Below are 21,405 nucleotides of genomic sequence, written 5' to 3'. Positions count from 1 at the left end.
GAGCTTGCAAAAATAAGGTATCAATGATTCAATAAATACAATGATTGTAGTAACGGCGATGAGATATCGCCTTGATTAAATAAGGTGGACGACATGAAACTAGCAGAAATTTATATGCAATTTCAATCTGATATTACGATAATTGAAAAAGAACTTGAAGCATCTGTTCAATCAGATAATGACATTTTACAAGAAGCCTCCCTACAATTACTTAAGGCAGGAGGAAAAAGAATTCGTCCTGTTTTTGTTCTGTTAGCCGCTAGATTCGGAAAGTATGATATTAGTGAGCTTAAGCATATTGCTGTTCCATTGGAATTAATTCACATGGGATCTCTTGTACATGATGATGTGATTGATGATGCTGAGCTGCGTCGAGGCAAAAAAACGATCAAATCACAATGGAATAATCAGATTGCTATGTATACTGGAGATTTTATTTTTGGTAAAGCGATCGAGACTACAACATTTTTTGATAACCCTCAAATTCATCAAATTTTATCCAATACGATGTTAGAGATTTGTTTAGGTGAGATCGAACAAATTAGAGATCAGTATAATTGGGGACAAAATTTCAGGATTTATTTACGCAGAATTAAAAGAAAAACAGCTTTACTTATAGCTGTTAGTTGTGAATTAGGGGCATTAGCTGCTAATGCGGATTATAAAACGCAACGAAATTTATATCAATTTGGCTATAATGTCGGAATGTCGTTCCAGATCACAGATGATGTGTTAGATTTTGTTGGTACAGATGAGCAATTAGGGAAACCTGCTGGAGGAGATCTACGCCAAGGGAACGTCACTTTACCGGCTTTGTATGCGATGCATCATGATTCTGAGCTTAAGAAGAGGATTATGGAATTACTTGAAACCAAGTTTCCAGAAAATGTTGATTTAACGGGAGTGCTATCAGCCATTAAGGATTCTGGTGGAATTGAATATTCTCTTTCCATAAGTGATCAATATTTACAAAAGGCTTATGAAGCACTAGAAAAACTACCTGACATTGAAGAAAAAACGTATTTACGAGAAATAGCTGCCTATATAGGAAAGCGAAAATTTTAAATATAAAAGAGGTCTCAGTAAACCCTATGGAAAGAAACTAGGGAGGATGAGTTCTCTTTTTTCTTTCTTTTTACAATGTTTGCGTTTTCCAAGAAAAAAATCTCAACTACTGTTGTTCCGGTTTTGATTGTTTGCTATACTAATAGAGGTTCTAACTACAAGATTTGATAGGAGAGATAGAGAAGATGGAACGTACATATTTAATGATTAAACCAGATGGAGTACAACGTAATTTAATTGGAGAAATTGTTTCGCGCTTTGAAAAGAAAGGGTTTACATTAGTGGCGGCTAAGTTAACAATACTTTCTAAAGAAACAGCTGAAACTCATTATGGAGAGCATAAAGAGCGTCCGTTCTTCGGTGAACTTGTTGATTTTATCACTTCAGGTCCTGTATTTGCAATGGTTTGGCAAGGTGGGAATGTCATCTCTACTGCTCGTACGATGATGGGTGCAACAAATCCAGCAGAAGCAGCTCCTGGAACGATCCGTGGTGATTTTGGTGTTCAAGTTGCCATGAACGTTATTCATGGGTCGGATTCACCTGAAAGTGCCGCTCGTGAAATTTCAATCTTTTTTAATGAAGAAGAGTTAAGCGCTTATGAGAAAACAGTTAATAAGTGGGTTTAATCAAAATTAATCATTTAAGAGCTCGTCCAAATTTTGGACGAGCTTTATTTTGTAATAGTATTTATTGTTGTTTCATCGTATCATTAAATCATTATGAATTAATGAGGAGTAAGTGAAATGAGTCAGGACTATCAACAATTTATCGCAGATATTAAGAAGAAAACAGCCATTGACTTGTCTTTATATAAAGAGGCTCAGATGAAAAGAAGACTAGAGTCTTTACGAAATAAAAGAGGTTGCAATGATTTTCGGTCTTATTATCAAGCGATAATTTCAAATGAAGACATGTTCAATGAATTTCTTGATCGAATGACGATCAATGTATCAGAGTTTTACCGGAATGCTAAAAGGTGGGAAGTGCTCGAGAAAAAAATTCTTCCCCGACTACTGAAAGAAAATGCTAAACTCAAATTATGGAGTGCAGCATGTTCAACGGGAGAAGAGCCTTACACGCTTGCGATGATTATGTCTAAATTTATTTCTTTATCAAAAGTGTCTATATTCGCTACAGATTTAGACCGTGGAATACTCGAACGGGCAAAGATGGGGTTGTACACAGACCGCTCTTTAAAAGAAGTACCTAAAGAAATTTTATCCGCCCACTTTACCAAAGACCCTATGGGATTTAAAGTGAATGATAATATAAAAAGAACAGTACGATTTAAACAGCAAAATTTATTAGCTGATCGATTTGAAGAACAATATGATTTAATTATTTGTCGAAATGTAATGATATATTTTACAGAAGAAGCCAAGCATGAATTATACCATAAATTTAGCCGTGCTTTACGTCCTGGCGGCGTTCTATTTGTCGGAAGCACAGAACAAATTTTTAACCCTTCTACGTTTCAATTTGATACGGAAGATACATTTTTCTATAAAAAAGTATAATAATAGTAAGATAAGTTGGTCATTCTGCAACAGAAGACCAACTTTCTTTTATTTTTCTTAGACTATATTGTCCGAATTTGTTACAATGTTTAATTAATAACTTAATTGTCAAAAATTTTCGGGACAAGGGTTTGAAATCATGTTATAATTTAACGCATAAAAGCGATAAAGAGAATGAGTTGTAATGGAGGAGTAAAAAGATGAGATATTTAACCGCTGGTGAATCACATGGACCACAATTAACAACGATTATAGAAGGTGTTCCTGCTCAACTTGAACTAGTAGCAGAAGACATTAATGTCGATTTAGCACGTCGTCAAGGTGGGTATGGACGCGGAAGAAGAATGCAAATTGAGAAAGATCAAGTTCAGATTTTGAGTGGAGTTCGTCACGGGAAAACAACGGGTGCACCAATTGCCCTTGTTGTTGAAAACAAAGATTGGACTCATTGGACAAAAGTAATGGGTGCTGAGCCAATTGGCGAGGGAGAAGAAAAAGAAGTGAAACGAAAGTTAACACGACCACGCCCAGGCCATGCTGATTTAAATGGTGCGATCAAATATGGTCACCGTGACATGAGAAATGTACTTGAGCGTTCATCTGCTCGCGAAACAACAGTTCGTGTAGCAGCTGGTGGAGTGGCTAAAAAAATTCTTTCACAATTTGGAATTAAAGTAGGCGGACACGTGCTTGAAATTGGTGGTGTTAAAGCTGAGAATGTATCTTATGATTCAGTTGAAGAATTACAAAGGCGTTCTGAGGCTTCACAAGTTCGTTGCTTAGATGAGGAAGCAAGTGTGAAAATGATTGAAGCAATTGATACGGCTAAGCAGGACGGAGATTCCATTGGAGGAGTTGTTGAAGTTGTTATTGAGAATGTGCCAATTGGACTTGGAAGCCATGTCCATTATGACCGCAAGCTGGATGCGAAATTAGCCGCTGCTGTGATGAGTATTAATGCCTTTAAAGGTGTTGAGATTGGAATTGGATTTGAAGCAGCACGCTTACCAGGGAGCCAGGTGCATGATGAAATTCTTTGGGACGAAGAAAAAGGGTATACACGTAAGACCAATCGTCTTGGAGGATTTGAAGGTGGAATGACAACAGGGATGCCGATTGTTGTTCGTGGGGTTATGAAACCTATTCCAACCCTTTATAAACCGCTTCAAAGTGTTGATATTGATACAAAGGAACCGTTTGAAGCTAGTATTGAACGTTCAGATAGTTGTGCTGTTCCTGCAGCAGCTGTTGTGGCTGAAGCTGTTGTAGCTTGGGAAGTAGCTAATGCGCTATTAGAAACATTTGGACATGATCAAATGAAAACGATTCAAGCAAATGTAAAACGTCATCAGGATGAAGCGAGGTCTTTTTAATGAGAAAAGTCCAGATTGAAGCAGAATCAAAGGACTACTTCGTCTACATAGAGCCTGGTATTCGCCATTTGATTGGCGATAAAATAAAAAACGTAATGACAGAACCGGTTTCATCGGTTCTAGTCATTACGGATTCTCATGTCGCTCCTCTTTATTTAAACGACGTTGTTGAGAGCTTTGACAATCAGCTTCCTGTTTATACTGAAGTCATTAAGTGCGGTGAAGCATCTAAGTCATTAGCTGTTTATGATCAAGTACTAACAGAAGCCCTTTCTAGTTCTTTAGATCGTAAATCATTAATTGTCGCTTTAGGTGGAGGCGTAGTTGGGGATCTAGCTGGGTTTGTTGCAGCTACTTACATGAGAGGGATTCGTTTTATTCAAGTGCCGACAACTTTATTAGCTCATGACAGTAGTGTTGGAGGGAAAGTAGCTATTAATCATCCCCTTGGTAAGAATATGGTGGGATGTTTCCACCAACCTGAGGCTGTTTTTTATGATACAGAGGCGTTGTATTCAATGCCTGTTAGGGAGTGGCGTTCTGGTTTCGCTGAAGTGATTAAACATGGGTTTATACACGATCACACTTTCTTAAATAACTTACAAGAGCTAAATGGAATTGAACAACTTCCTGTTGAAAAGTTAGGCGAAATATTAGAAACGTCTATTAGGGTAAAAGCCAAGATTGTGAAGGAAGATGAGAAAGAGAATGGAGTTCGTGCATTTCTAAATTTTGGTCATACACTTGGGCATGCTCTAGAAGCTGAACTTGGTTATGGGGTATTGACACATGGAGAAGCGGTCGTAGTAGGAATGATTTTTTCATTAAGAGTTAGTGAAGAAATGTATCAGATCGATCTACAGGTGAAGGAATTTGAGAAATGGCTTAATGATCTTGGGTTTCAAACTGAAATTCCGCCAGATTGTGAGCCTGATCTTCTCCTTGCGAAAATGCGTCAAGATAAGAAAGCGGAGGCAGGGTCGATTAGAATGGTCCTTTTAAAGAAGATTGGGGAGGCCGCCTTAATTGACATTCCTCCAACACTAGTAAAGCAATTACTAGTTGAAAGAATGGGGGTAGAAAAGATTGGTTAGAGGAATACGTGGAGCAATTACCATTGATGCAAATACAGATAAAGAGATTACAGAAGCATCTTCTGAGCTCATTCAAGTACTAATTGAACAAAATCAGATAGATCCAGATACTGTTGCACAAGTTCTATTTACAGTAACCGAAGACGTTACAGCGGCCTTTCCTGCCAAAGTTTTAAGAGAATTTCCAGGTTGGTCATTAGTACCTGTCGTTTGTGCCCAAGAAATACCGGTTCCTGGCAGTTTACCTATGTGCATTCGTGTGCTTATTACCGTAAATACAGAGGTGAAACAAGACCAAATAGCTCATGCATACTTACGAGATGCGATCAAGCTTAGACCAGATTTAACCTTGACGAATGGTCAATAAAAAGGTAGACTGAGGGCAGATGAGATGAAGGAAAATGAATTCCTTCGAGCCTTAGTTAGAAAAGTAAGAATATTGAGACGAGTCGAGAATGAGATTGAGTTGAGGAGAGCTGAGTTTAGTTGAGGGATAAGTCTATCTATTAACCTCCTAAACAGATTTTGTTTAGGAGGTTTTATATTAATATAATTATAATCATCCCCTCCCACTCATTTCATTCATTCCCAAATAAGGAGTGATTGTAAATGATAACCCCAACATTTTTAGAATTTGAAAAGACCGCTGAAACCTACCACACCATTCCGGTTTACCAACGTTTTTTTGCTGATGGTTTAACGCCAGTTCAAATTGTCCATCAATTGTCAGACCAGGTTTCATTTTTACTAGAAAGTAAGGATGAACAGTCACCGTGGTCTAGATATTCCTTTATCGGTTTAAATCCAATGTTTGAGCTACTTGAAGAAAATCAAGTCTATCGAACTTACTCCAAAAATCGTGATGTGGTCAATGAAGCAAACACGTTTCAAAAGGCATTTGATGAGACAATGGCGTTTTTGAATGTTCAACCGATTGACATCCCTATTCCATTTCAAGGTGGAGCAGTAGGATACATGAGCTATGATGCCATCGAAACCATTGAGCCGTCTCTACAAAGTGAAACGAAGGAGCGTTTGCCTCATTATCAATTTCTTTTTTGCCAAACATTAATTGCTTATGATCATATAAATAAAGAGCTTTCTATTTTGGTTCACGCTAGACCAAATAAGGACGAATCACTAGTCAATACGTACCATAATGCTAGAGCTGAAATTAAAAGGATTTCCTCTATATTAGAACAACCAAGTAATGGACTTATGTTAAAGAATGTTCCAAAAATTGATGTGGATGTTTCCTTTGAACGAGTAACGTCTAATTACGAGAAAAAAGATTTTCTAACAGATGTAGAAAAAATAAAAGAATACATTAAAGCAGGTGATGTTTTTCAAACGGTTCTTTCACAAAGGTTTGAAATGGACATATCAGCTTCAGCTCTTGATGTATATCGTGTTCTTCGGATGGTAAATCCGTCACCATATTTATTTTATTTGAAATTTGATGAGATGGAGATTGTCGGAAGCTCGCCTGAACGCCTTGTTCAAGTACAAGACGGACATGTTGAGATTCATCCGATTGCTGGAACAAGAAAACGTGGTAAGGATGAAAAAGAAGATAAATTGCTAGAAGAAGAACTCTTGGCAGATGAAAAGGAAAGAGCCGAACACTATATGTTAGTAGACTTAGCTCGTAATGATGTTGGTAGGATTGCTGAATACGGTTCTGTTGAAACTCCAACTTTGCTTGAGGTCGGTAGATTCTCACATGTCATGCACATTATTTCCAAAGTAACAGGACGCCTTAGAGAAGGGACAAAGCCTCTAGAAGCATTGATGGCATCCTTTCCTGCAGGTACAGTATCAGGGGCGCCAAAGATACGAGCGATGGAGATTTTGCAAGAGCTTGAACCAACCAAAAGAGGTGTGTATGCAGGAGCAATTGGATATCTAGGGTTTGATGGAAATATTGATTCTTGCATTGCGATACGAACAATGGTAATACAAGATGGGAAAGCTCATATCCAAGCGGGTGCAGGAATTGTAGCTGATTCAATTGCGGAGAATGAATTTGAGGAAACTCAAAATAAAGCGAAGGCTTTGATCCGAGCAGTACAACTAGCTGAGAAAATGTTTGGTAATAAGGAGGTCTCACAATATGTTTAAGTCCATTCTAAAAAAATGTCTAGATGGTCATTTGATGACAGAAAAAGAAGCACAAGATGTGATGGATGAAATCATGAATGGATACGCGACTCCTAGTCAAATTGCAAGCCTACTTACACTCATGCGTTTTCGAGGGGAAACTGTAGATGAGATGACAGGATTTGCTCGATCGATGCGATCACATTCACTTAAAATTCTAGCAGATGACCTTTCTATAGTTGATACATGTGGAACAGGGGGGGATGATTTAAGCACATTTAATGTTTCAACGACATGTGCGATTGTTCTCGCTGCAATGGGTGTTCCTGTTGCCAAGCACGGTAATCGAGCTGTTTCTTCTAAAAGTGGAAGTGCTGATGTTTTAGAAGAGCTTCGGATTCCAACACAACATACAAAAGAAGAAGCAAGACAGTCCTTACTAGACACTAATCTTTGTTTTCTTTTCGCACCTTTATATCATGAATCGATGAAGCATGCGGTGATCCCACGGAAAGAAATCGGGTTTCGAACGATATTTAATTTGCTTGGACCGCTAACGAATCCAGCTAATGCGAAACATCAATTAATCGGTGTTTATGACAAAGAGTTTGCCATTAACATGGCAGAGACCATCGCGCGATTAGGAACAACGAGAGCGTTATTTGTCACAGGTGGTGAGGGCCTTGATGAATTATCGATTACAACTGAATCACAAATAGTAGAGGTTAATGGAACAAAGCAAAGCATTTATACCCTTTCTCCGGAAGAAGTTGGCTTAAAACGAGGACTTCTTGAAGAGATCCAAGTCAATACGCCAGCTGAAAGTGCGCAACTCATTAAAGCTGTCCTAAAAGGGGAAGCAAATGATTCGGCTACAGGTATTGTTGTTCTTAATTCGGCTGCGGCTCTTTATGCGGCCAAGAGGATAGCTTCGATAAGTGAAGGTGTTGAGTTGGTTAAAGAAGCTATTCAAACTGGAGTCGTAAATCGTCATTATCAAACATTGCAGGAGGAACAGCAACATGCTTGAGAAAATACTTGAAACTAAAAAAATGGAAATTGCAGCATTGGAGTTACCGGAGCAAGTAGATGTACCTCATCACTCTCTTTACGAAGCTTTACGCTCACCGAATCGTTCAATTGGATTAATTGCTGAAGTGAAAAAGGCATCTCCTTCTAAAGGAGTGATCAAAGAACAGTTTGAACCGGTAGCTATTGCAAAAGGATATAAAGAAGGTGGTGCAGATGCGATTTCTGTCTTAACAGATGTTAAGTACTTTCAAGGGCATTGTGATTATTTAACGGCTATTAAGCAGGTCGTAAGTCTTCCTGTTATGAGGAAAGATTTTATCATAGATAAAAAGCAAGTGGATGAAACGGTAAGGATTGGTGCGGATGCAATGCTACTAATCGTTGGAACCGTACCGATCCTTGAGCTAAAGGAGCTCTATGAGTATGCATATAGTCAAGGACTTGAATGCTTAGTTGAAGTTCATGCTAAGAGCGAGTTAGAAGAGCTTTTGGCATCATTTAGCCCTAAGATTATTGGTGTAAACAATCGTAACCTAAAAACATTTGAAACTTCTTTAACTCAAACTGAAGAAATGTCAGATTTAATACCGGACGGAAGTTTATTTGTAAGTGAGAGTGGGATCCATAGTAAACAAGATCTTGAACGAGTTGGGAAAGTTGGCGCAGCTGGAGTCCTTGTAGGAGAATCTCTCATGCGCGCTGAGACACCTGTAGCTGGTATTTCTCACTTATTTGGAGGAGAAACCATTGCAGCCTCTTCTTAAATTGTGTGGGAATCATTCAATTGATGATACAAACCTATCTTTAGCGAGTTCAGCAGATTATGTTGGCTTTGTGTTCGCAGAAAGTAAGAGACAAGTGACGCGAGAACAATTAAAAACGTGGTTATTAAATCGAGAATTAAAAGAGAAAAAGCTTGTTGCATTATTTGTGAATGAGACGGCAAATACTATACAATCTCTTATTTTAGACTTGCCTATTGATATTATTCAGTGTCATGGAAGTGAAACAGCAAAAGAAATAGCTAAAATCAAACAAGTTACCTGTTTACCTGTTTGGAAGGCTATTCATCATAATAGTGAAGCTTTACAAGTGATGAGAACGTACCATGGAAGTGTTGATGGGTATATCGTTGATTGTAAGGTAGGGAATCAGTGGGGCGGCACGGGTGTTTCTTTTGACTGGACATATATTCCGGCTTATCTGCAAGAAGGAAGAACGCAAGGAGTCCCTGTCTTTATAGCTGGAGGGATTAGACCAGAAAATATTGATCAGGTTCTTAGTTATGAGCCTGATGGAATTGATGTTTCTAGCGGGATTGAGGAAAATGGTAACAAGTGTAACAAGCTAATCAAGCAGCTTGAGGAAAGGATGAATCGAGTATGACAGACGTACATCCAGATAAGCGTGGACGTTTTGGTGAATTTGGTGGGAAGTATGTCCCTGAGACCTTAATGAGTGTAATTGAAGAATTAGAAGCAGCTTTAGACGATGCGATGGCCAATGAGTCGTTTAAAATGGAGTACTTAGAGCATCTAAGAGAATATGCAGGTAGGCCAACGGCGTTATCGTTCGCTCAAAATTTAACAGAAACGATAGGTGGCGCTAAAATTTACTTGAAGCGGGAAGATTTACTTCATACGGGTGCCCATAAGCTTAATAATGCGATGGGTCAAGCGCTCCTTGCTAAAAAGATGGGAAAAACTAAAATTGTCGCGGAAACAGGAGCCGGTCAGCACGGAGTAGCTTCGGCTACGATCGCTGCTAGATTTGGTCTTGAGTGTAAAGTATTCATGGGTGAAGAAGACATGGAGCGTCAGGCACTTAATGTGTTTAGAATGCAACTACTAGGGGCAGAGGTGATTCCTGCCACTTCTGGTAGTAAAACATTAAAGGACGCAACGAATGAAGCCATTCGTTACTGGGTGGCTAATGCAGAGGATACTTTTTATTTAATTGGTTCTGTTGTCGGACCGCATCCTTATCCAAAGATGGTCCGTGATTTCCAACGAATCATTGGAGATGAATCGAAAAAGCAATTTTTAGAGAGAGAGGAGTCTCTTCCAAGTGAGATTATTGCTTGCGTCGGTGGAGGCAGTAATGCGATTGGCATGTTTTACCCTTTCCTAGAGGATGAGGTTAAGTTAATAGGTGTTGAAGCTGCAGGACTTGGTGTTCATACGGACAAACATGCAGCAACCATTACACACGGACGAAAAGGAGTTATTCACGGCTCTCTAACCTATTTATTACAAGATGAAGCTGGACAAATAACAGAACCTTATTCCATTTCTGCCGGTTTGGATTATCCGGGAGTTGGTCCTGAGCACGCCTTTTTAGCGAGTAATGGTCGTGTTTCATACGAAGCCGTTACGGATCAACAAGCTTTAGATGCATTAAAACTCCTATCAGAAAAGGAAGGTATTATCCCGGCGGTTGAATCTGCTCATGCGTTAGCGAAGGCAGTAGAACGGGCGAAAAAGTTAACACCAAATGATACAATCCTTGTTTGTTTATCTGGTAGAGGAGATAAAGATGTTCATACATTAATGAAACATTTCCGAGGTGAATCAAATGGCGAATAAACGTATGGAGTTAGCGACACAGTCTGATACACCTTTGTTCATTCCTTTTATTACAGCAGGGGACCCAACGGCTGAAGCAACGATTGATCTTGCTTTATGTTTAGAAGAAGCTGGCGCCTCTATTTTAGAATTAGGCATTCCGTACTCCGATCCTCTTGCTGATGGGCCAACCATTCAAGCAGCATCTAAACGAGCGCTACGAGGTGGTATGTCATTAGAAAAAGCATTGAAATTGGTACCAGAAATGAGAGAGCGTGGCTTAACCATTCCTGTTATTATTTTTACTTACTTTAATCCATTGTTACAATACGGGGAAGAACGTTTTGCAGAACAAGCAGCTAAGCTTGGAATTGATGGCTTACTTGTCCCTGATTTGCCATTTGAAGAAAGTGATTCTTTAGCAATCCTCTGTGAAAAGAAGGATCTCTCTTTCATTTCATTAGTAGCTCCCACTTCGAAACAAAGGATGATTAAGATTGCCGAACGTTCGAAAGGCTTCTTATACTGTGTATCCTCACTTGGAGTAACAGGAGCTCGTAATGAGTTGGATCCAAGAGTTTATGATTTTCTTAAAACCGTTCGTGAAGCAAGTCATATCCCTACTGCAGTCGGATTTGGGATTTCTACTGCCGAGCAAGTAAAGGTGATGAGAGAGCACGCTGATGGTGTAGTTGTAGGAAGTGCACTTGTTACAGAAATTGGAGCACGAGAGCAGGAGCTTACAAACAAAGAAACTCGTCCAGATGCTCTCGAAGAAATAAAAAGGTTTGTCTCATCCCTTATTTCATCGTAACATTATACAGTAGACTAAATAGATAAGATGAGGTGAATTTTATGCAAGCAAAACCACAATTAAATGGTTTGCCTTCTTATAAACCAGGTAAGCCAATTGAAGAAGTGAAAAAGGAGTTAGGTCTAACTAAAGTCACGAAACTAGCTTCTAATGAGAATCCATACGGTTCCTCACCAAAGGCAGTAGAAGCAATTCAAGCAATTGCTTCCCAGACAGCTATCTATCCAGATGGCTATGCTGCTACTATTCGTGAAAAGGTTGCTACTAAATTAGGCGTGTCAGAAAATCAACTTGTGTTTGGAAATGGTTCTGATGAAGTTATTCAATTTCTATGCCGTGCCTTTCTTTCCCCAAATACAAACACGGTAACAGCAGACCCTACTTTTTCACAGTATAAATTAAATGCGGCTATTGAAGGGGCAGAATTACGAGAAGTTCCTTGTGTCAACGGTGTCCATGATTTAGATGCTATGTTAGAGGCGATAGACGAAAATACTAGAATTGTATGGGTGTGTAATCCTAATAATCCTTCGGGTACATATGTGAACGATAAAGCATTTAGTCGCTTTTTAGAACATGTTCCTGCACATGTTCTTGTTGTATCTGATGAAGCATATTACGAGTATGTAACGGCTGAAGATTATCCAGAAACCTTGCCGTTGCTTGAGAAATTTGAAAACTTAATTGTTTTGCGGACTTTCTCTAAAGCGTATGGTTTAGCCGCTCTCAGAATTGGATATGGTGTAGCCAATCCTAAACTAATTTCTACGATTGATCCTGTTAGACCGCCATTTAATAATACGTTATTTGCTCATGCTGCAGCAGTAGCTGCCCTAGAAGATGACCAATTTATTGATCATTGTGTGGAGAAAAATTCGAAATTTCTAAAGCAATTTGAGGATTTTTGTCATAAACACCATTTAATTTTTTACCCTTCACAGACGAATTTCATTTTAATTGACTTTAATTGTCCTGGCGATGAGGTGTTTGATTATTTGCTTAGAAAAGGATTTATCGTTAGATCAGGACAAGCATTGGGCTTTCCTACTTGTGTAAGAATAACGGTTGGTACAAAAGAGCAAAATGAAGAATTGTTTGCTGTTTTAGAAGAGATGCTCGTTTCAAAAACGGTCGAACAATAAGTATGGATGAAAAATCGTCTTTCATAAAGCTGAAGGGCGTTTTTTCTTAAGAGCTGAAGGGAGCTTAACATGAAGCGGACGGTGTTTATTGTTGGCCTCGGGTTAATAGGTGGTTCGATTGCTCTTTCTATTCGAAGAGAGCACGATGTCCATATCCGTGGCTTTGATATTTCAGAAGAGCAGTTGAAAGTGGCCTCATCTTTACAAATTATTGATGAAGTTGCTTCCACGGTTGAAGAAGGGGTTAAGGACGCAGATTTGATTATATTTGCAACTCCTGTTAGTAAAACAGAGCAATTTATTCAAGACTTGACCAATTATAGTTTGAAGGCGGGAGCGATCGTTACTGACGTTGGTAGTACAAAGCGTCGTATTGTCGACAAAGCTGTTTGTTTAAAGGAAAAAGGAGTGACTTTTATTGGAGGTCACCCTATGGCAGGGTCGCATAAAACAGGAGTAGAGGCAGCTAGAGCTCATCTGTTTGAGAATGCCTTTTATATTTTAACGCCCGCTAAAGGAACCGATTTGCGGTTAATCATTCAACTACAAAATTGGTTGAAGGGGACAAAAGCAACCTTTATTGAGCTAACTCCAACCCAACATGACCGATTAGCAGGTGCCATTAGTCATTTTCCACATGTAATTGCCGCTAGTCTTGTGCATCAGATTGCCAAAATAGAAGGAGAAGACCCCCTTGTTTCAAGATTAGCTGCAGGAGGGTTTCGTGATATTACTCGGATCGCCTCAGCGAGTCCTACGATGTGGAGGGATATCCTTTTACATAATAAAGAGAGTTTATTACAGTTGCTTGAATCTTGGACGAGTGAAATGGATCAAATCAAAACACTAATCGAAGAGGAAAATGCCTCAGCAATACATACGTATTTCCAAGACGCAAAAGATTTTCGGGATGGGCTTCCTGTTAGGAAAAAAGGGGCTATTCCTTCTTTTTACGATTTGTTTGTTGATGTTCCAGATCACCCAGGTGTTATTTCGGATGTGACGGGAATTCTTGCTCAACACCAAATTAGTTTGACGAATATTCGTATTTTAGAAACAAGAGAAGATATTATGGGGGTTCTTCGATTGAGTTTTCGTTCTGAAGAAGACCGTGAACGAGCCCAAATTCATTTACAACAAGAAATGTACGATACGTATATTTTATGAGGAGGAAAAAGATGAGTACTGCTATTGTTAACCATATCCAAGTAGGTCTAAAGGGTTCGGTACAAATCCCTGGAGATAAGTCAATTTCGCATCGTGCAGTTATGTTTGGTGCGATTGCAAACGGAACAACGACAGTTGAAGGATTTTTACCAGGAGAAGATTGCTTAAGTACTATTGCTTGTTTTAGAAAATTAGGTGTAACCATTGAGCAAGAGGGAGAAAAAGTAACGATTGAAGGAAAAGGGTGGGATGGATTAAAGGAACCAACAGACATTCTTGATGTTGGCAACTCAGGAACGACAACTCGTTTAATGCTAGGTATATTAGCAACTCGACCATTTCACTCCGTTGTAATTGGTGATGATTCGATTGCTAAGCGTCCAATGGCACGTGTGACGGAACCTTTACGTAGTATGGGATCAACAATTGATGGTCGTGATCATGGGAATTTCACGCCGCTTTCGATTCGTGGAGGAGCAACAAAAGGGATCGCTTTTCAATCAAAAGTAGCAAGTGCACAAGTGAAATCCGCCATTTTGTTGGCTGGGTTACAAAGTGAAGGCACAACGTCTGTGAGTGAACCAGCCCTGTCTCGAGATCATACAGAACGAATGCTCGAAGCATATGGAGTGGAAGTGAAACGTGATGGGTTAACGGTTTCAGTGGAGGGTGGTCAAACACTGAAGGCACAACATATTGTCGTGCCGGGAGACATTTCTTCAGCAGCCTTTTTCCTAGTTGCTGGGGCGATTGTTCCAAACAGTGAGATTACGTTAACAAACGTGGGGATGAATCCTACGAGGTCAGGGATTATCGATGTATTACAGCAAATGGGCGCAAATCTGTCTATTCAAAATGAACGGATGGCTGGTGGGGAACCAATTGCTGATATTACTATTTCTACTTCAGACTTAACGGGAATAGAAATTGGTGGAGACCTAATTCCAAGGTTAATTGATGAGATTCCTGTTATTGCTGTTCTTGCTTCGCAAGCAAAAGGAAGAACGATTATTCGCGATGCAGAGGAATTGAAAGTAAAAGAAACGAACCGTATTGATACAGTTGTTAGCGAACTGAAGAAACTAGGTGCAAATATTGAAGCGACAGAAGATGGAATGGTTATTGAAGGTCGTTCGTCATTAAATGGCGCGACAGTAAGTAGTTATGGAGACCATCGCATCGGTATGGCGATGGCTATAGCAGGCCTTATTGCTAGTGAAGAAGTGAAGATTGAGCGTAGCGAAGCCATAGCTGTTTCTTACCCGAGTTTTTTTAATCACATTGAGACGTTACAAAGCAAATAATGAGAAAGAGGACTTAGATCATAACTTTGATTTAAGTCCTTTTTTGGCTAAAGGAGAATATGTATAATCATAAAAAAAGCTCCTTATTGAGAACGTAAGCGTTTTCAATAAGGAGTTTAGCAAAAGCTAAAAATTTGTATGGATAGGAGTGGAGAGAAACCATACGCTTAATCTTTATTATAGCTAGATCTCAAAATAAGTCAATACAATAATGATAAAATTCTGAATCGAAAATTATTTTTACTTTGTGCAGTTCTGTTTTGCACATTTTCTTCATAGCTTGTCTATATCAAGTTGTAGGAGGAATATAGATGTACTTATTAGACAAAGCGATGAAAATAGACGAAGAAGTAAATACGCTACGTTCCTATTTGATTAAAGATGGTCAAATCCAATATGTAACTACTACTTTTGATAAATGGAATAAAAGCCGCGTTTCAATGAAGGGCATACTTATGACAAATGGAAGAATCACTTTTGATGATCAAATTCTAGGTTGTGAAAGTTTTCATGAATTTCAAACTCGGCAGAAGGAATTAATCAAAAACGGGTTTACGACGGTTGCGGTTGCGCCCTTAGTTGAATATGAGAGGCAGATCGAGGCTGAATTTAAACGTGCGAAACATGCGCTAGCGAGTAGTACCTTAGATTATGTAGTAGGACTTACAATTCCTGTTTGTTTATTACGAACTTCTGCTTTACGTTTATGTCAAAATTTACGTATTCCTTTTTTACGTATTACCCTTAAATCATTTAATGACATAAAAAAGCTACCTTGGACGCATTTATCACAAACGCTGTTAACATATCCAATCGTACTTGTACCAGAGATAGAGACGTCGTCTACGAAGTTAAAAAGTGTTCTATTGAAAGAGTGGGAATTGCATTGTGCAAACTTTCAAATCCATACAGCTCCCTCGCTTCAACCACTAAAAAACTGGTCTAAACCATTATTGCAAAAAGTTGGGTTATTCCCACAAAAAGGAATTTTGTTGAATGGCAGTGATGCAGATTATTTACTTTTCCATGAAGAAAGTAGTAAAAGTCATTATTCCGTAGATCAAAAAGTTGCACGAGTTGATCAGAATGTTTATCATGAGAAAGAACCGGTTATTGTCATTGTAAAAGGGGAAATTGTTAAATCGAATGATACATTTTCACTCAGGCCTGGTTTTGGACGATTAGTTGAAGTGGTTAGACCAGGGCGATTTATGTCTTTATCAGAGGCTTCGAGTACGGACCAACTACATCAACAGTCTAGCGGCGGTTGATTTTATGCTTGGACATTCAAACCGTCATTCAATGGAATGGTGGTTTTCTTTCTTTATCGAAGGGTTCCTGTGTTTGAGTGTCGAAGTGTGATTCATGGTATTTAAACATTGGAGGAATTAATCATGAACGTGATTGAAAAAGCAATACAGGATATTGAGAATGGTAGTGTGAACGAAGGTCTTAGTGAACTTGCAAGAATTGAAAAACAAGCAGATCACCAAATGAAATATGATATTGCTGAGATCTACCATAGCTTAGGACATATAGAGAAAGCAAAAAAGATCATTGATGAGCTATTAATGTTGTATCCAGATGAAGGGACTTTATATGCTTTAGCAGCAGAATTACTGATTGATATGGATCAAGAAGATGAAGCGATAGAGTTGCTCCTTGAAATTAAAGAGGATGATCCTGCTTTTTTACAAGCGCAATTGTTACTTGCTGACTTGTATCAAATGCAGTCCCTAGACGAAGTGGCGGAACAAAAATTACTATTAGCAGCCCAAAAAGCTCCAGAGGAAACGATTATTTCATATGGGCTTGGGGAATTTTATTTAGAGCGTGGAGATTACATAAAAAGTATCCCATATTTTAAAAAAGCTGTCCATGGAAGTGAACCGATTCCGAACGTTCACGTAGAGTTATTATTAGCAGAAGCTTATAGTGCTAGTGGTCAATTTGAAGATGCACTTACGTACTACAAAGAAGGCTTAAAAAACCATTTAGAACCAAATGCTCTTTTTGGTTATGGATTTACTGCCTATCAAGTAGGGGATATGATTTTGGCAATTGAACAGTTAGAGTCTTTACTCGCATTAGACCCGGATTATTCCAGTCTCTACCCTTATTTAGCAAAGGCTTATGAGGCTGAGGGAAGGTTAGATGATGCCCTAGAGACTCTGAAAAATGGCATTAAGGTAGATGAGTTTAATGAACAGCTATATGTACATGCAGGGAAGTTGAGTTTTAAGCGTCAACAACCAGAAGAAGGAGAGCAGTTTTTACGAAAGGTAATCGCTATAAATCCTTCGAACATTGATGCCGTACAAACTTTGGCTGCTTATTTTAAACATAATAACTTATTTGATGAATTACTCGATTTAATGACGCATATGAAAGAGTATGGTGAAGAAGATACTCTCTTTACATGGTATGAGGCAACCGCGTTAAAAGAATTAGATGAATTTGAGGATGCTTACAAGCGTTATGTAGAAATTGAAGCTCATTTTAAAGAAGATATTGATTTCTTGGAAGAGTTTGGTTATTTCTTATTGGAATATGGGATGAGAGCAGAAGCAAAAAAGAAATTGCAACAATATTTAATCTTCGAACCTGAGAATGCCGATATAATTGAGTTACTTGAAAGTCTCGATTAAATTTTGTTTTAAAAAGGAATTCATTAATATTTAGCGAATATATCATCATACAAACTTCTTCATGAATACCTATGAAATGAGAAGATCTTAAGGAGGGGTGAAGCGTGGGCAACATCATTCCAGTTGTGGACAAAAAAGAATTTCTTAAAAGTTTCTTGCAACAGTTTGAGTTGAAACGTCGTGAGTGCGCTTGGTTGTTAAATTATTTGATGAGTGATGATGAATTGATGGAAAGAGTTCATTTTGTTGAACAGGCAGCGCATACTCCTAAAGCATTAATTATATCAGCAAAAGGGGTCGATACTATACCGTTTTCTTTCCATAAAGAAAAGCATATAACGACTGATGCTGAAAAAGCATTTCATGATATTCGCTTGAATCAAAACGAAGAAATTTATATTGAACTGCATTTTAATGGTGCAAAACATTATCCACCTTATTTAGTCGTCTTAGAAGACAATCCACATATTCCTGAGAATATTGAGCTGACGGTTGCCTTCCAGAAGGAAGCGGAACTTTTGCTAGATCGTTCAATACGTAAGTTCAGGAAAGAACAACTGTTATCGCAAATTGATAACGCCCTTGATCAACAAGATGAGTTTGCATTTAAACGGTTAGTTCAACAATTGCAGCAATTAGATGAGATGTAAATAAATATTAAAGGGTTGATTCGGTAGCTTATGCAAAAAGACTACATGAATCATCCTTTTTTATTTGTGTGTTGAGAGATTAACCGTTAAAATAAAAAGCGACTGTTATTTAGAAGAGGTGTACATAAATGAAATGGCAAGCTACTGAGATGGATACATATCTACGAGCGAGGGAATATGTTGATACGGCGATCATTACACTAATACCGATTTCGTGGGAAAAAGAAATTAAACAGACCGTTGCTATGGGAGAATTTATTTCCATTATTGCAACCGAGGTTGAAAAGCAATTTCATGGCAGAGTCGTTCAGTTTCCAGCATTTTCTTACATCAAAAGTGAAGGTAAGGTTCCACGTATTGAACGAATTCGTAATTGGGAAAATGAACTAAAAGCTGGTGGAGTTAAACACATTATCTATTTAACATCAGATAGTGAGTGGAAAAGCATAGAGAGCGATTTAGATGGGATGTTACTTTGGTTGCCGACGATACCACTCGAACATATGGAAGCGAATTATAAGCAAGATGTCATAACAGACCAAATTAAGCAAATCATGCCTATTATGACAAATAAGTGGCAATCCAAGTAATGGTTTTTCTCTTTTTGAGAATCAGTTATTTTTGAAAAATGGCATTTTGTTTGATATTGTATGGGCTACAAGTGCAAAGGTCAATGAGATTCATCACATTAATTATGCCGATTTTGTGCCAAATTGCGGAAAATGTTGATTATTGAGTCGCATTATATTATCATGGGTATGTCCTAGTATAATATGTGTTAAATTATGCCCATTTTTGGGCCTACCTGATGGCGTAAGGGGGGAAAACGAGTGAGTGAAAGAGACCACAGAGTGTCACGAAGACAATTTTTAACGTACACACTTACAGGTGTTGGTGGCTTTATGGCTGCGGGTATGTTAATGCCGATGGCTAGATTTGCGCTAGACCCTGCTCTAAAGGCTGGTGCGGAATCAGACCTCAAATATGTATGTGAAGTGGCAGAATTAACGGAAGAACCACAAAAGTTCAGATTTTCATTTGAACAAGTTGATGCATGGTACGAATCAGAAGTAACTCGAGAAGCGTACATTTACATTCGTGATAATACAGTAACTGCATTATCACCAACATGTACACACTTGGGTTGTACGGTAGCGTATGGTACACAAGATGATCATCCAGATCGATTCTTCTGTCCATGTCATTTTGGAATGTTTGACAAAGAAGGTATTAACATTCCAGGTACACCTCCACAACGTCCACTAGACGTTTATGATGTTGTAGTGGAAGATGGAAAAGTTTACTTAGGTCAAATTAATCAGCGAACATAAGGAGGGGCGTAATCGATGCTTCAAAAAATTTACGACTACGTTGATGAGCGTCTTGATATTACGCCTATGTGGCGCGATATTGCTGACCACGAAGTACCTGAGCATGTTAACCCTGCTCACCACTTCTCTGCATTCGTTTACTGTTTCGGGGGATTAACTTTCTTCATTACAGTTATTCAGATCTTATCTGGAATGTTTTTAACGATGTATTATGTACCAGATATTGTCAACGCTTATCAATCAGTAGCATACTTACAAAATGAAGTCGCTTTCGGTGTAATCGTTCGAGGAATGCACCACTGGGGCGCAAGTTTGGTTATTGTTATGATGTTTTTACACACATTACGTGTTTTCTTTACAGGATCGTACAAAAAGCCTCGTGAATTAAACTGGGTAGTTGGTGTCCTTATTTTCTTTGTTATGCTTGCATTAGGGGTAACGGGTTATTTATTACCTTGGGATATGAAGGCATACTTTGCAACAGCGGTTGTTCTTCAGATTGCTGAAAGTGTACCGATTGTTGGTGGATTCACAAAGACGTTGCTTGCCGGTGGGGAAGTAATCGGTGCTGCAACATTAGCTAGATTCTTTGCGATCCATGTCTTCTTCTTACCAGCTGCATTACTTGGTTTGCTGGCGGCTCACTTCTACATGATCCGTAAACAAGGTATTTCTGGACCGTTATAAAAAAATCTTTAATGGTTGTCAAAAGAGCTTAGATTTGTATTATCATTTCAACTCTTTTGTACATACTTGCAAACAAATGAAAAAGGAGGGAACGAGATGGAACGTGGTAAAGGGATGAAGTTTGTCGGTGACTCTCGTGTCAAGGCAAACAATCGCAAACCCAATATTCCAAAGGACTACTCGGAGTATCCAGGTAAAACAGAAGCGTTCTGGCCGAACTTCCTCTTGAAAGAGTGGATGGTTGGTGCGGTATTCTTAATGGGTTATCTACTCATCACGGTTGCTCATCCAGCGCCGCTTGAGCGTATGGCTGACCCTACTGACGCTGGATATATTCCATTGCCAGACTGGTACTTCTTATTTTTGTATCAACTTTTAAAATACACTTATGCTTCTGGTGATTATAACGTTATCGGAACAATCGTAATGCCGGGTCTTGCTTTTGGTGCGCTACTTCTTGCACCTTGGTTAGATACAGGTAAAGAGCGTCGCCCATTTAGACGTCCGATTGCTACTAGCATGATGTTACTTGGATTTATTTCCGTATTCTACTTGACTTGGGAGTCTGTTGACCAACACGATTGGGAAGCAGCAGCTCAACAAGGTGCAATTGTAGAAGAAGCTGATATTAATACGGACGCAGAAGGGTATGCAATCTATTCAGCTCAAGCTTCATGTATTGGCTGTCATGGAGATACTATGGCTGGAGGAGCTGGAGGCCCGTCATTACTAGACACTGAGAAAACTCCAGAAGAAGTAATGAATGTAATTGTTAATGGTCAAGGTGCGATGCCTGCTGGATTGTTCGGTGGTTCAGATGAAGAGCTTGAAATTCTTGCTGAATACATTGCAGCACATGGTAACCCTGAAGATGAATAAGAGAAAAAGCTGACTGTTTCAGTCAGCTTTTTTCA

22 protein-coding genes are annotated in these 21,405 nt (G+C 38.8%); all 22 read left to right on the top strand.

Annotated features, from left to right (window positions below; translation table 11 throughout):
- Positions 1–93: 93 nt before the first annotated feature.
- The 22 genes from hepT to PQ474_RS04165 all read left to right on the top strand — a co-directional run bounded on the left by hepT (position 94) and on the right by PQ474_RS04165 (position 21,370).
- Positions 94–1,065 (top strand): heptaprenyl diphosphate synthase component II, encoded by a 972-nt coding sequence (gene hepT, locus PQ474_RS04270; RefSeq protein ID WP_273840787.1) that lies wholly within the window; start codon positions 94–96, stop codon positions 1,063–1,065.
- A 185-nt stretch (positions 1,066–1,250) separates the two neighbouring features.
- Entirely contained in the window at positions 1,251–1,694 is a 444-nt protein-coding gene (ndk, locus tag PQ474_RS04265) for a nucleoside-diphosphate kinase (protein WP_273840786.1), read from the top strand.
- A gap of 117 nt (positions 1,695–1,811) precedes the next feature.
- Positions 1,812–2,585, top strand: coding sequence for a CheR family methyltransferase (locus PQ474_RS04260; protein WP_273840785.1), 774 nt, complete (start codon positions 1,812–1,814; stop codon positions 2,583–2,585).
- 200 nt (positions 2,586–2,785) lie between these two features.
- On the top strand, positions 2,786–3,958 hold the full coding sequence (gene aroC / locus PQ474_RS04255; RefSeq protein ID WP_273840784.1) for a chorismate synthase: 1,173 nt from the start codon (positions 2,786–2,788) through the stop codon (positions 3,956–3,958).
- Positions 3,958–5,052 carry a 3-dehydroquinate synthase gene (gene aroB, locus PQ474_RS04250; protein ID WP_273840783.1) on the top strand — a complete coding sequence of 365 codons (1,095 nt, stop codon included), beginning with the start codon at positions 3,958–3,960 and terminating at the stop codon, positions 5,050–5,052. Before aroC ends, aroB begins: the two co-directional genes overlap by 1 nt.
- Positions 5,045–5,419 (top strand): chorismate mutase, encoded by a 375-nt coding sequence (gene aroH, locus PQ474_RS04245; RefSeq protein WP_273840782.1) that lies wholly within the window; start codon positions 5,045–5,047, stop codon positions 5,417–5,419. Before aroB ends, aroH begins: the two co-directional genes overlap by 8 nt.
- Before the next feature lie 242 nt (positions 5,420–5,661).
- The gene (gene trpE, locus PQ474_RS04240) at positions 5,662–7,173 is read left to right on the top strand and encodes an anthranilate synthase component I (protein WP_273840781.1); all 1,512 of its coding nucleotides are present in this window, start codon (positions 5,662–5,664) and stop codon (positions 7,171–7,173) included.
- Positions 7,166–8,182, top strand: a complete 1,017-nt coding sequence (gene trpD / locus PQ474_RS04235; protein WP_273840780.1) for an anthranilate phosphoribosyltransferase — start codon at positions 7,166–7,168, stop codon at positions 8,180–8,182. Before trpE ends, trpD begins: the two co-directional genes overlap by 8 nt.
- Positions 8,175–8,948, top strand: a complete 774-nt coding sequence (trpC, locus tag PQ474_RS04230; RefSeq protein WP_273840779.1) for an indole-3-glycerol phosphate synthase TrpC — start codon at positions 8,175–8,177, stop codon at positions 8,946–8,948. The genes trpD and trpC overlap by 8 nt, the downstream gene beginning before the upstream one ends.
- Complete coding sequence (locus tag PQ474_RS04225) at positions 8,932–9,570, top strand: phosphoribosylanthranilate isomerase (protein ID WP_273840778.1); 639 nt, start codon at positions 8,932–8,934, stop codon at positions 9,568–9,570. The genes trpC and PQ474_RS04225 overlap by 17 nt, the downstream gene beginning before the upstream one ends.
- On the top strand, positions 9,567–10,769 hold the full coding sequence (trpB, locus tag PQ474_RS04220) for a tryptophan synthase subunit beta (protein ID WP_273840777.1): 1,203 nt from the start codon (positions 9,567–9,569) through the stop codon (positions 10,767–10,769). Before PQ474_RS04225 ends, trpB begins: the two co-directional genes overlap by 4 nt.
- Positions 10,759–11,562: a tryptophan synthase subunit alpha gene (gene trpA, locus PQ474_RS04215; protein WP_273840776.1), complete on the top strand. Its 804-nt coding sequence runs from the start codon at positions 10,759–10,761 to the stop codon at positions 11,560–11,562. The genes trpB and trpA overlap by 11 nt, the downstream gene beginning before the upstream one ends.
- 41 nt (positions 11,563–11,603) lie before the next feature.
- A complete protein-coding gene (gene hisC / locus PQ474_RS04210; protein WP_273840775.1) occupies positions 11,604–12,704 on the top strand; it encodes a histidinol-phosphate transaminase in 1,101 nt (366 codons plus the stop codon).
- Between the two features lie 69 nt (positions 12,705–12,773).
- Entirely contained in the window at positions 12,774–13,871 is a 1,098-nt protein-coding gene (locus PQ474_RS04205) for a prephenate dehydrogenase (RefSeq protein ID WP_273840774.1), read from the top strand.
- 11 nt (positions 13,872–13,882) lie between these two features.
- Positions 13,883–15,175, top strand: coding sequence for a 3-phosphoshikimate 1-carboxyvinyltransferase (gene aroA / locus PQ474_RS04200; RefSeq protein ID WP_273840773.1), 1,293 nt, complete (start codon positions 13,883–13,885; stop codon positions 15,173–15,175).
- A 311-nt stretch (positions 15,176–15,486) separates the two neighbouring features.
- Positions 15,487–16,446 (top strand): hypothetical protein, encoded by a 960-nt coding sequence (locus PQ474_RS04195; RefSeq protein WP_273840772.1) that lies wholly within the window; start codon positions 15,487–15,489, stop codon positions 16,444–16,446.
- Positions 16,447–16,569: 123 nt separating this feature from the next.
- Entirely contained in the window at positions 16,570–17,823 is a 1,254-nt protein-coding gene (locus PQ474_RS04190; RefSeq protein WP_273840771.1) for a tetratricopeptide repeat protein, read from the top strand.
- Between the two features lie 104 nt (positions 17,824–17,927).
- A complete protein-coding gene (locus PQ474_RS04185) occupies positions 17,928–18,473 on the top strand; it encodes a ReoY family proteolytic degradation factor (RefSeq protein WP_273840770.1) in 546 nt (181 codons plus the stop codon).
- A 128-nt stretch (positions 18,474–18,601) separates the two neighbouring features.
- On the top strand, positions 18,602–19,063 hold the full coding sequence (locus PQ474_RS04180; RefSeq protein WP_273840769.1) for a YpiF family protein: 462 nt from the start codon (positions 18,602–18,604) through the stop codon (positions 19,061–19,063).
- Between the two features lie 240 nt (positions 19,064–19,303).
- A complete protein-coding gene (locus PQ474_RS04175; RefSeq protein ID WP_273840768.1) occupies positions 19,304–19,804 on the top strand; it encodes a Rieske (2Fe-2S) protein in 501 nt (166 codons plus the stop codon).
- A gap of 15 nt (positions 19,805–19,819) precedes the next feature.
- Positions 19,820–20,491 carry a menaquinol-cytochrome c reductase cytochrome b subunit gene (gene qcrB, locus PQ474_RS04170; RefSeq protein ID WP_273840767.1) on the top strand — a complete coding sequence of 224 codons (672 nt, stop codon included), beginning with the start codon at positions 19,820–19,822 and terminating at the stop codon, positions 20,489–20,491.
- Positions 20,492–20,587: 96 nt separating this feature from the next.
- Positions 20,588–21,370, top strand: a complete 783-nt coding sequence (locus PQ474_RS04165) for a menaquinol-cytochrome c reductase cytochrome b/c subunit (protein WP_273840766.1) — start codon at positions 20,588–20,590, stop codon at positions 21,368–21,370.
- Positions 21,371–21,405 lie beyond the last annotated feature (35 nt).

It is taken from the genome of Halalkalibacter alkalisediminis (assembly GCF_028610705.1).
In the GTDB taxonomy this organism is placed as follows: Bacteria; Bacillota; Bacilli; order Bacillales; family Bacillaceae_D; genus Halalkalibacter; species Halalkalibacter alkalisediminis.
Note: the sequence above shows the minus strand (reverse complement) of the source record. Positions and strands in the feature narration are given on the sequence as shown.